At 61.1% G+C, this 12,387-nt stretch carries 5 protein-coding genes; all 5 read right to left on the bottom strand.

Annotated elements, in window-relative coordinates:
* Positions 1-11: 11 nt before the first annotated feature.
* The 5 genes from AC6I79_RS04240 to AC6I79_RS04220 all read right to left on the bottom strand — a co-directional run bounded on the left by AC6I79_RS04240 (position 12) and on the right by AC6I79_RS04220 (position 12,221).
* On the bottom strand, positions 12-3,113 hold the full coding sequence (locus AC6I79_RS04240) for an efflux RND transporter permease subunit (protein WP_498027585.1): 3,102 nt from the start codon (positions 3,111-3,113) through the stop codon (positions 12-14).
* Complete coding sequence (locus AC6I79_RS04235) at positions 3,110-6,259, bottom strand: multidrug efflux RND transporter permease subunit (RefSeq protein WP_498027584.1); 3,150 nt, start codon at positions 6,257-6,259, stop codon at positions 3,110-3,112. The genes AC6I79_RS04240 and AC6I79_RS04235 overlap by 4 nt, the downstream gene beginning before the upstream one ends.
* Positions 6,256-7,461 carry an MdtA/MuxA family multidrug efflux RND transporter periplasmic adaptor subunit gene (locus AC6I79_RS04230; RefSeq protein ID WP_315656494.1) on the bottom strand — a complete coding sequence of 402 codons (1,206 nt, stop codon included), beginning with the start codon at positions 7,459-7,461 and terminating at the stop codon, positions 6,256-6,258. Before AC6I79_RS04230 ends, AC6I79_RS04235 begins: the two co-directional genes overlap by 4 nt.
* A gap of 443 nt (positions 7,462-7,904) precedes the next feature.
* The gene (locus AC6I79_RS04225) at positions 7,905-9,635 is read right to left on the bottom strand and encodes a penicillin-binding transpeptidase domain-containing protein (RefSeq protein ID WP_021506690.1); all 1,731 of its coding nucleotides are present in this window, start codon (positions 9,633-9,635) and stop codon (positions 7,905-7,907) included.
* A 312-nt stretch (positions 9,636-9,947) separates the two neighbouring features.
* Positions 9,948-12,221, bottom strand: a complete 2,274-nt coding sequence (locus tag AC6I79_RS04220; protein WP_211726621.1) for a molybdopterin-dependent oxidoreductase — start codon at positions 12,219-12,221, stop codon at positions 9,948-9,950.
* Positions 12,222-12,387 lie beyond the last annotated feature (166 nt).

Raw genomic sequence — 12,387 nt, 5'->3', positions numbered from 1 at the left:
ATTTTCATCAATCAGGATTCCACATGACGCACGCGCCGCCACTGACGCTGGGTGGCGCGGCTGAGACGATCCAGCCAGAGATAGACCACTGGCGTGGTAAACAGGGTCAGCAGCTGGCTCAGGGCCAGACCGCCGGCAATCGCAATCCCCAGCGGACTGCGTAAATCAGCGTCGCCACCGCTGCCCAGCGCCAGCGGCAGAGCGCCGAAGAAGGCGGCCAGCGTGGTCATCATGATCGGCCGAAAGCGCATCAGGCACGCCTGCGTAATCGCCTGCTGCGGCGACAGCCCCTGGCTGCGCTCGGCGTGCAGGGCAAAATCGATCATCATGATGGCGTTTTTCTTGACGATACCGATCAGCAAAATGATGCCGATCAGCGCAATCACCGTCAGCTGCGTATTGGTCAGCAGCAACAGCAGCAGCGCCCCGACGCCTGCCGACGGCAGCGTGGAGAGAATGGTCAGCGGGTGAATGTAACTCTCATACAGTACGCCCAGGACGATATACACCGCCGCCAGCGCCGCAATAATCAGCCACGGCATGGTGGCGGTGAGCTGAGAGAACGCTGCGGCGGTGCCGGCAAAGCCCGCCTGAATGCTCGAGGGCAACCCCAGCTGTGCCATCGCTTGCTTAATCAGCGTCTGCGCCTGCTCCAGCGACACGCCGTCGTTGAGGTTGAAGGCGATGGTGCTGGTCGCTGACTGGCCCTGATGCGCAACCGACAGCGGCGCGTTGCCGCCGCTGAAGCGGGCAAAGGCCGCCAGCGGCACGCGATCGCCGCTGTCGTTAATCACATACAGTTGTTGCAGCATGGCCGGATCGCGCGTGTCGCTGTCCTGCAGGGCCATCACCACATGGTACTGATTGAGCGTGTGATAGAGCGTGGCAATCTGTCGCTGGCTAAAGGCATTGTTCAGCAGCGTGTCCAGCATCTGCACGTTAACGCCCAGCCGCGTGGCGCGGTCGCGATCGATGTTGATCACCACCTCCTGTCCGCCGGTTTGCGCATCGGAATCCACGCTGTTGAGTTGCGGTATCGCGGCCAGCGCCGCCTGGACTTTCGGCGTCCAGCGGCGCAGCAGATCGAGATCATCAGCCTGCAGGCTGTACTGATAAGTGGCGTTGGCGCTGCGCCCGCCGATGTGCAGATCCTGCGCGGCCATCAGGAACAGCTGCGCCCCGGCAATATGGCGGGTTTTCAGGCTCAGCCGGTTAGCCACTTCGGTGGCGCTGGCAGTGCGCTGGTCAAAATCTTTCAGCCGGACAAAAAAGTTGGCGCTATTGCGCGAGCCAAACATGCCGCTGCCCATTGACGACATCACGCTGTCTACCGCCGGATCGGCCTCAATGATTTTGGTGAACGCCAGCATCTTTGGCTTCATCGCCTGGAAGGAGATGTTCTGGTCAGCGCGCAGGGCGCCCATCAGCAGGCCGGTGTCCTGATTGGGGAAAAAGCCCTTTTGCACCACGCTAAACAGAAACAGATTGAGCAGCACGGTGAGCAGCAAACTTAGCAGGGTGATCTTCTGGTGCGCCATCACCCACGCCAGGCCACGCGCGTAGGCGACCAGCAGCGCGTTGAGCGCATTTTCGATCAGCTGATAGAGCGGATGCGGCCGCCGGGTGAGCTGCGGCTTCGGCCGCAGCAGCCGGGCGCACAGCATCGGGGTCAGGCTGAGCGAGACAAACATGGAGATTAGCAGCGAGACCGTCAGCGTCACCGCAAATTCGCGGAACAGGCGGCCAACAATGCTGCCCATCAGCAGAATCGGGATAAACACCGCCACCAGCGACACCGTCATCGACAGCACCGTAAAGCTCACCTCATGGGCACCGCGCAGGGCAGCACGCAGCGGACTCAGACCGGCTTCGATGTGCCGGGTGATATTTTCCAGCACCACGATGGCGTCATCAACAACAAAGCCCGTGGCGATGATCAGCGCCATCAGCGACAGGTTATCGAGACTGTAACCGAGCAGATACATCACCGCGCAGGTGCCGATTAACGACACCGGCAGCGCCAGCGCCGGAATCACCACCGCCTGCAAATTACGCAGGAAGACAAATACCACGGCAATCACCAGCAGCATCGCCACCAGCAGCGTCTCTTCGGTGTCATACAGGGAGGCGCGCACCGTTGGCGAACGGTCTACCACCACTTTGAGCTGGGTATCGGCAGGCAGATCTTTCTCCAGCTGTGGCAGCTGCGCTTTGATGGCGTCAATGGTGTCGAGCATGTTAGCGCCGGCCTGACGCTTGATGGCGATCATCACCGACGGCTGTGAATTGAGAAAGCCGGCCTGATACTGATCCTCCACCGAGTCATACACCGTGGCGACGTCATGCAGTCGCACCGCCTTACCCGCGTGGTAGCTGACTATCAGGTCGCGGTACTGTGCCGCTTTGTCCAGCTGGCCGTTACCGTCCACCATCCAGGACTGGCTGCTGCCCTGCAGCATGCCTTTCGGCAGATTGGTGGTGCTGCTGGATACGGCGCTGCGCACCGTATCCAGCGCAATGCCATAGTGCGTCAGCTGTTGCGGCTGCAGATCAATGCGGACCGCCGGCAGCGCGCTGCCCATCAGCGACACCTCGCCTACGCCCCTGACCTGGCCCATCGCCTGCTCGATTTTGCTTTCGGCGAGGTCATACAGTTCACCCGGCGTGCGCGTGGCGGAGGTAAGCGCCAGCATCACAATCGGCGCGTCCGAGGGATTCGCTTTGCGATAGGTCGGCAGCGACTCCATGGCACTCGGTAACAGGCTGCGTGCCGCATTGATCGCCGCCTGCACGTCGCGCGCCGCACCATTGATATCGCGGTCAAGTTCAAACTGCAGTATCACGCTGGTCGAGCCCTGCGAGCTGGTCGACGTCATCTCCGTCACACCGGCAATCTGGCCGAGCGAACGCTCCAGCGGCGTCGCCACCGTGGCCGCCATGGTTTCCGGGCTGGCGCCGGCCAGGCTGGCGCTGACCATGATGGTAGGAAAATCCACCTGCGGCAGCGGCGCGACGGGCAGCAACCGGTAGCCCAGCGCCCCGAGCAGCAGGATCGCCAGCGTCAGCAGCAGCGTGGCAACCGGGCGAAAGATAAACAGCCGGGTGATGTTCATGGCTCGCCCCGCGCCTGCTGCTGCCGGCGCTGCACGTAGCGCTTACCGCGCTGCGCCAGCCCATCAAACCACAGATAGATCACCGGGGTGGAGAACAGCGTCAGCACCTGGCTCACCAGCAGGCCACCGACAATCACCAGCCCGAGCGGCTGACGCAGTTCAGCACCGGAGCCGGAGGCCAGCATCAGCGGCAGCGCCCCGAGCAGCGCCGCCATGGTGGTCATCAGAATCGGCCGGAAGCGCAGCAGACAGGCCTGATGGATCGCTTCGCGCGGCGTCATATGCTGCTTATGCTGCGCCTCCAGCGCGAAGTCGATCATCATAATGGCGTTCTTTTTAACGATGCCAATCAGCAGAATGACGCCAATCAGCGCGATCAGGCTGAATTCGCTGCCCGCCAGCATCAGCGTCAGCAGCGCCCCGACCGCCGCCGACGGCAGCGTGGAGAGAATGGTCACCGGATGAATAAAGCTTTCATACAGAATGCCCAGCACCACGTACATGGTGATCAGCGCCGCCAGAATCAGCCATAGCGTGTTGCCGGTGGCACTCTGAAACGCCGCGGTTTCACCCTGATAGCGCAGCGTTATGCTGGCGGGCAGTTTAAGCTGCTGCGTGACCTGCGCAATCGCCCGCTGCCCCTCCTCCAGCGAATAACCGGGGTTAAGATTGAACGACACCATCACCGCCGGGAACTGATTCAGGCGCATGTGCATCAGCGCCCCGGTCCGCGCATGCACGCTGGCGATGGCGGTGAGTTTCACCATGCCGGTGGTGGTGGTCTCACTGTCGCTGTCGCTGCTGGTTGATGCGCTGCTGCTCACCGGCAGATAAACGTCATCAAATGACGCCGGCGACTGCTGATACTGCGGCGCCACTTCCAGCACCACGCGATACTGGTTCGCCTGGGTAAAAATGGTGGAAACCAGCCGCTGACCAAAGCTGTTGTACAGCGCGGTATCGACGTCAGCTGCCGTGATGCCGTAGCGCGCCGCTTTATCGCGATTCAGCTCCACATAGGCCACGCGCCCCTGATCCTGCAGGTTGCTGACCACGCCATTAAACTCCGGGCGCTGCTGCAGCGCAGCTATCAGCTGCGGCGTCCAGCGCACCAGGTTTTCGCTGTCGGCATCATCAAGGGTGAACTGGTACTGGCTCGGCGTCACCTGATCGTTGACCGTCAGGTCCTGTGCTGGCTGCAGATAAAGCTGAATGCCGGCGACCCGGCGCGCCGCCTGCTGTAGCTGCGCAATCACCTCATCGGCTTTGACGTCGCGCTGGTCAAACGCTTTCAGGTTGATCTGCAGGCGCCCGCTATTGAGGCTGGTGTTATTGCCGTCGATACCAATGGTTGAGGACACACTCTCGACCGCCGGATTTTGCAGGATCACCGTTGCCAGCGCCTGCTGACGCTGCGCCATCGCCGTGAAGGAGACATCCTGCGACGCCACGGTCACCCCCTGAATCAGCCCGGTATCCTGCGTGGGAAAGAACCCTTTCGGGATGGCCAGATACAGCAGCGCGGTGAGTGCAAAGGTTGCCAGCGCCACCAGCAGCGTCAGCTTCTGATGGTTGAGCACTACGCTGAGCAGGCGGTCATAGCCGCGGACCAGTTTGTCAAACAGCTCGCCGCCTTTGCGCGCAAAGCGTGACTGTTGCGACTCCGGAATATGCCTTAACAGCCAGGCACACAGCATAGGCGTCAGCGTCAGCGACACCACCATCGACACCAGAATCGAGACGGCCAGGGTGATGGCGAATTCGCGGAACAGCCGTCCGACCACATCGCCCATAAACAGCAGCGGAATCAGGACCGCAATCAGGGAAAACGTGAGGGAAATAATGGTGAAGCCAATCTGCTGCGAGCCTTTCAGCGCGGCCTGCATCGGCGTTTCGCCCTGCTCCAGCCGGCGCGAAATGTTCTCCACCACCACAATCGCGTCATCAATGACAAACCCGGTGGCGATGGTCAGCGCCATCAGCGACAGGTTGTTGAGGCTGAAATCGGCGAGATACATCACGCCAAAGGTGCCAATCAGCGACAGCGGTACTGCCACGCTGGGAATCAGCGTCGCCGCCACGTTGCGCAGAAACAGGAAGGTCACCATCACCACCAGTGCGATCGACAGCATCAGTTCAAACTGTACGTCGCTGATTGAGGCGCGGATGGTTTGCGTGCGATCGGCGAGCACACGCATTTTCACGCCATCCGGCAGCGCCGCCTGCAGTACGGGCAACTGCTTTTTAATGCTATCCACCACCTGAATGACGTTGGCGCCGGGCTGGCGCTGCACGCTGATGACAATCGCCGGACGGTCATTGGCCCACGCCGACTGAAAGCGATTCTCCGGCCCCTGCTCGATATGAGCGATATCTTTCAGCCGCAGCGCCGCACCGTTCTGCCAGGTGAGAATCAGATTGCCGTATTCGGCTGCGGTGCGCAGCTGGTCGTTGGCGTCGATGGTCACCGAGTGATATTTGCCGTCGAAGCCGCCTTTCGAACCGTTGACGTTGCTGTTGGCGATCAGCGTATTGACGTCTTCCAGCGACAGCTTGTGCGCCGCCAGCGCTTTTGGATCCATCTGCACGCGAATCGCCGGCTGATTACCGCCCGCCAGGGTCACCATCCCCACGCCGTTGATTTGCGACAGCTTCAGCGCCACGCGCGTGTTCACCAGATCCTGCACCTCAGTCAGCGGCAGCGTGTCGGAACTGGCGGCCAGCGTGATCACCGCACTGTCGGCCGGATTGACCTTTTTATACGTCGGCGGATTGGGCAGATCGTCCGGTAGCAGATTGTTCGCCGCGTTGATTGCCGCCTGGACTTCCTGTTCGGCGACGTCGAGCGACAGATCGAGGCTGAACTTCAGGGTGATAATCGATGATCCGCCCGAGCTGGCAGACGTCATCTGGCTAAGACCGGCCATCTGACCGAGCTGACGCTCCAGCGGCGAGGTTACGGATGAGGCCATCACGTCCGGGCTGGCGCCAGGATAAAGGGTGGTAACCTGAATGGTCGGATAATCCACCTGCGGCAGCGCCGAGGTGGAGAGAAAGCGATAAGCGAACAGACCGGCGATCAGCACGCCGATCATCAGCAGAATCGTCGCCACCGGGCGCAGGATAAACAGACGAGACGGATTCATGGCTGGGTACTTTTGCTGTCGTCAGCCAGCTGGACTTTGCTGCCGTTAGTCAGACGATCGATCCCCTCGGTCACCAGACGATCGCCTGGCGCCACGCCCTGCAGGATCGCCTGACGATCTTCCCCCAGTGCCGGTCCGGCGGTGACCGCTTTGCGCGTCACGCTATTGTCTTTGTTGATAATAAACACAAAGCTCCCGTCGCTGCTCAGCTGCAGCGCCTGCGCCGGGATCACCGTCGCGTTTTTCAGCGTGCCGGTTTGCAGACGCAGATTAACGAACTGGTTGGCAAACAGCGCTTCGTCCTGGTTAGGAAAGCTGGCTTTCAGTTCGATGGTGCCGGTGCTGGTATCGATCTGATTGCTGATGTACTTCACCTCACCCTGCGCCAGTATGGTGCTGTTGTCCTGATCGAAGGCCGTCGCGGGCAGGCTCTGGCCGTTGCGCAGTGCGCGCGTCAGCTGCGCGATGTAACTCTGCGGCACGCTGAACGTCACGGCGGCAGGCTGCATTTGCGTCACCACCACAATGCCGGTGGTGTCGCTGGTCTGCACCATATTGCCCGGATCGACCAGCCGCAGACCTACGCGGCCGCTGATCGGCGAGGTGATGCGGGCATACTCAATATCCAGTTTTGCGCTGGCGATTTGCGCCTGATCCGCCGCCACCGCGCCCTGATACTGGCCGACGGTAGCAATCTGGCTATCCAGATCCTGGCGCGACAGCGAGTCCTGCGCTGCCAGCTTTTTGTAGCGTGCCAGCGTCAGTTGCGCACTGTGCAGTAGCGCCTGGTTCTGGCTGAGATCGCCCTGATACTGCGCCAGCGTCGCCTGATAACTGCGCGGATCGATCTGCGCCAGCAGCTGACCGGCGCTGACTTTCTGCCCTTCAGTAAAGAACACCTGCTGCAGCTGCCCGGCCACGCGGCTGGTGACGGTGACGCTGGCGTTGGGGATCACCGTGCCGAGCGCATTCAGGTACACCGGCACGTCGGCCGTCGCGGCAACGCCGCTGTGCACCAGCGTTGCCGGGCCGCTCATCGGCGCCGCGCCGCGATGACCGCCTGGCGGCAGGTCGCCGGGTGCTGCGCCCCGCTTGCCGCCTGCCACACGCCAGATCACGCCTGCCGCGATCAGCAGCACCAGCAACACAAGCAGCCATTTCAGCCAGCGGGAGAAACCAGAACGGGGAGCATGGATAGTCATCAGCGTCTTCAGATCAGCAAAAGTGTGGGTAAAAACCCCGGTAAACAGGGGATTATTTCAGCGAAAATCATCACGACGCGCATTATCGGCGGATCGCCAGAACGTTTTCTATACGCAAACCGTAAGCGTTTCGTTAAGAGATGCAGGATTTAAACCGCGCCCGGCAGCGGCCGGTGATGGCGCGTGCAGGCGCTATAAACGGGAGAGGAGGACAACTTACAGGCAAAAAAAACCCACGCATCCGCGTGGGTCGGTGCAACCGAACAGGGTGAATACCACAAGGGTATCGCTGCCGCAGCAGCCGATCTTCACACCAATCAATACCTCTGGGACCTTTATCGTCGCGCAATGGCGGCACGGATAACAGCCGCAAATCGCAACGGAGTTCGGCGAAATGCAACGAGGTGTGAAAAGCTCGACTGCGCGTTTACATCCTGATTTCGTTAAGATTTATCTGATGCCGGTTTACTGTAAATCGCGTCTGGTGCCACGTTCATGTGTTTCAGCACCGGCCCCATGATGTTGCCAAATACCGGCGCAGCCACCGAGCCGCCAAAGTGATCGCCAGCGGTAGGATGGTTAATCATCACCACCAGCGCCACTTCCGGATGGCTGGCCGGCGCGATGCCGGCGGTGTAGTTGACATAGCCGCCGTCATATTTGCCGCTGCTGCCCATCTTCTCTGCGGTACCGGTTTTGGTCGCCAGCCGGTAGCCCGGAACCGCTGCTTTCACCCCGGTACCGCCCGGCAGCACGTCACTCTCCAGCATGTGCACCACGGTTTGCACGATCTGCGGATCCGCCACCTGCCTGCCCAGTACCGGTGGCGTCACTTTGGTGATCGACAGCGGGCGATAGACGCCATACGAACCGAGCGTGGCGTACTCACGCGCAATCTGCAGCGGCGTTACGCGCAGACCGTAACCGAACGAGAAGGTGGCGCGCTCGATGTCCGCCCAGCGCTGGCGATGCAGCGGGAAGTAACCCACGCTCTCACCGGTCAGCCCCAGCCCGGTCGGCTTGCCGAGACCAAACGCCTGGTAGGTGTTCACCAGCGCTTCCGCCGGCATTGCCAGCGCGATGTGCGAGACGCCGATGTCGCTGGATTTCTGCAAAATGCCGGTCATGGTCAGGCGCGGCCAGTGGCCGACATCGCGGATCAGGTGGCCGTTGACGCTGTAGGGCGTGGTGTCGATCACCGAATCGGGGCGCACCAGATGGCGCTGCAGCCCCTCCATCACCACCAGCGGCTTCACCGTCGAACCGGGCTCGTAGCTGTCGTTGATGGCGGTATTGCGCATTTGCGCTGGCGTGGCGTTGTCATAATTGTTGGGGTTGAACGACGGATAAGATGCCATAGCGAGGATCTCGCCGGTGTCGATCTTCACCAGCACCGCCGCGCCTGAATCGGCCTTGTTGAGCAGCACGCCGTCGCGCAGCTTGCTGTACAGCGTAAACTGGTCAAACTTATCGATGCTGAGCTGCACCGTCGGCGGCTGCTTCGGCGGCTCGTAATCGATCATCGCAATAATGTTGCCGTCCCCATCCTGGCGATACACCTCTTTACCCGGCTCGCCCTGCAGTACCCGGTCAAAGCCCTTCTCCAGCCCGTTAAGCCCGTTATTGTCCGCCCCGACGATGCCAATCAGCGGCGCCGCGGCTTCACTCATCGGATAAAAACGGCTGTCGTCATACACCGAACTGATGCCTTTCAGATGCAGCTCAGCAATATCTTTGGCAATGCCCAGCTCGATTTTGCGCCCGAGATAGAGGAAGCGCTTTTTCGGATTGGCGGTGATCTGCGCGCGCAACTCGTCCGGTCGCAGATTCAGCGCCGCCGCCAGATAGCTCCATTTGGCGCTGGTGAAATCGGGATTGGCCTCCAGCACGCGCAGCGGATCGGCGATGATATCGCGCGATGGCACGCTGAGCGCCAGCGCCTGGCCGTCGCGGTCGAGCAGCGTGCCGCGGTTGGTCGGCAGCGTCACGGTCCGCAGCGAGCGCTGGTCGGCCTCGTGCTCCAGCATCGGATGATTGATCAGCTGCAAATCGCCGACGCGCGCCAGCAGCAGGCCCATGCAGCCTAATACGCCCAGACAAATCAGACGAAAACGAAACGGGTTAAACGGGGCTTTAATCTGGTCTTTTCCCAGAAATTTTTTAATCGGGGGCATGGCGATCCGCTGCGATAAAAGATGAATCCAAAGGGGGTTAGCTGCAGTTATAAAGAAAGGTAAAGCGAGTTGACAGGAAAACAATGTATCAGTTCGTTTATGCCCGATTGAGGTCATCGCGACGGGACGCTTCACACCGGCAGATCGCAGGCAAAAAAAACCTGCGCATCTGCGCAGGTCGGTGTAATCAAGAAAACTGTTGATGTTCACCCATCAATACCTCTGGGACCCTGACTGTAGCAAGTTGCTCAGCGCAGAAACTATCACTCAAACGCAACAGTTGCCGGCAAAATGTAACCAGCGGTGAGATTGTTAGCCGATTGTGCAACTGGCGTGTTTTTTGATTTCCACCAGGCAGCTCATGGCGTTTGGTCCCTGAGTTAACGACGAAGTTCCGATGTCGAGCGTCAGCACGTTAGGGTTGCCGGCGCGGTCCCACGGCTGCCACGCTTTGCCAAAACCGGGATCGAACCAGGCACCGGTGGCGATGATCACCACGCCGGGCGTCAGGCCGTCCGTCAGGCGAACGCCAGCCAGCATACGGCCACGCGCATTGCTCACTTCAATCTCATCGCCGTCGCTGATACCGCGCGCGGCGGCATCGTCAATGTGCATATACAGCGTTTCGTGACCGGCGGTTTTGCCGGCCTGCACCGTGGCGGTGGCATCCAGCTGGCTGTGCAGGCGATCCGCAGGCTGCACCGAAATCATGTGCAGCGGGAACTGCGCGCTGAGCGCTGCGCCAAGCCACTCCTGCGGCGCACGCCACTCCGGATGCCCGGCGAAATCCGCCAGCTGGTAATCGGCGATGGTCTGGCAAAACAGCTCAATTTTGCCGCTGGCGGTGTGAATCGGATGCGCCTGCGGATCGGCGCGGAAATCATCCATAAACACGTACGGCTTGCCGCCCTGCGGAATCTCAACAAAACCGCGCTGCCAGAATGCCTCGAACTCCGGGAACGCGATGTCCAGCTGCGCATGCGCCTGCGCGCACTGCTGGTAAAGATGCTCAATCCACTGCATCTCGTTGCGTCCTTCGGTAAAGCGCTCGCGGTAGCCAAGGCGATCGGCCAAGTCAGCAAAGATATCAAAGTCGTTGCGCGCCTGATGCTGCGGTTTAATTGCCTGGTGCATCGCCAGTACGAAGCGGTCACGCGAGGAGCCGCCAATGTCGTTGCGCTCCAGCGTGGTGGTGGCCGGCAGCACGATGTCCGCCATCTGCGCCGCGGGCGTCCAGACGATATCCTGCACGATGACCGTATCCGGACGCTGCCAGCCCTCGACCAGCCGGTTGAGCTGCTGATGATGGTGGAACGGATTGCCGCCTGCCCAGTGCACCAGGTGAATGTCGGGATAATGCAGCGTCTCGCCCTGAAACGCATACGGCTGGCCGGGATTGAGCAGCATGTCGCTGATGCGCGCCACCGGGATCGACAGATTCGCCGGATTCGGGCCGGTGCTCATCAGCGGCGCCGGGCCTTCCTGGCGCGGATTGCCGACGCTGTTCATTGAGCCATGACCAAAAGAGAAGCCGCCGCCCGGCAGTCCCGGCTGGCCCAGCATCGACGAGAGCGCAATCATCATCCAGTACGGCTGCTCGCCGCGATGGGCGCGCTGCACCGCATAAGCACAGGTGATGAAGCTGCGTTTGCCCGCCAGCTGCTGCGCCAGCAGCGCGATACGCGCCGCCGGGATGCCGGTTATCGCACTGGCCCACGCGGGCGTTTTTGCCACGCCGTCGCTTTCGCCCAGCAGATAGGCACGCAGCTGCGGCCAGCCGGTGCAGTGGCTGGCGAGGAAAGCCTCATCGATCGCGTTGCGGCGGGTAATTTCATAGCCGAGTGCCAGCATCAGCGCCACGTCGGTGTTCGGGCGAATCGGAATCCACTCGGCGTTAACGAACGCCGGGCAGTCATCGCGCATCGGGCTGATATTAATAATCGGCGTACCTTTGGCGCTCAGCTGTTGCAGCGCCGGTTTCAGGCTGTGCTCGCCGGCGCCGCCGGAGGCCACCTGCGCATTTTTCAGCGCCAGGCCGCCAAAGGCGACGAAAATTTCTGCATGTTCCACCACCTGCGGCCAGTCGGTGACGCGGCCGGTGAGCGGCATATAAGTGCCAATCACGTACGGCAGAAAGAACTGTGCCGCGCCCCAGCTGTAGTTACCCTGCTGATCAACGCCACCGCCGCCCTGGAAATAGAAGCGACGAATCAGGGTGCGCGCGTGGTTAACGCGACCGGCTGATGACCAGCCGTACGAACCGTTGAAAATGCCGGAAGCACCGTAGCGGTCGCGCACCCGGCGGTTCTCTTCCGCCACCAGATCGAGCGCGGTGTCCCAGTCCACGGCGACAAAATCTTCCCGGCCGCGCAGCGTGCGATCGCTGTTTTCACGCGACTTCAGCCACGAACGGCGCACCATCGGCTGACGGATGCGTTTATCCGAGTACACCAGTTCAGGGATAGTGTGGATCATCGGGGAAGGATCGGCATCGGCGAAGAAAGGTTCGCAGGCAATCAGGCGCTGATTTTCGGTGACGGCGGTAAACGCGCCCCAGTGCGCAAGGTGCGGCACACGTGTTTTCATGGTTATGGGTCCGGCAGGCAGGTGTGATTCAGGCTGGCAGCATAGCACGGTGCCGTTACCGGGCTAAAGCCTCGCCGTGAGCGTCTGATTTTCCGCACTTTTGCGACAGCGCTGACATTCTGGCGGGTTGCGGCTGCCGGGCTTTTCCGTAACACTGAGAGCATGT

This window comes from gamma proteobacterium symbiont of Scutellera amethystina (assembly GCF_059730845.1).
Note: the sequence above shows the minus strand (reverse complement) of the source record. Positions and strands in the feature narration are given on the sequence as shown.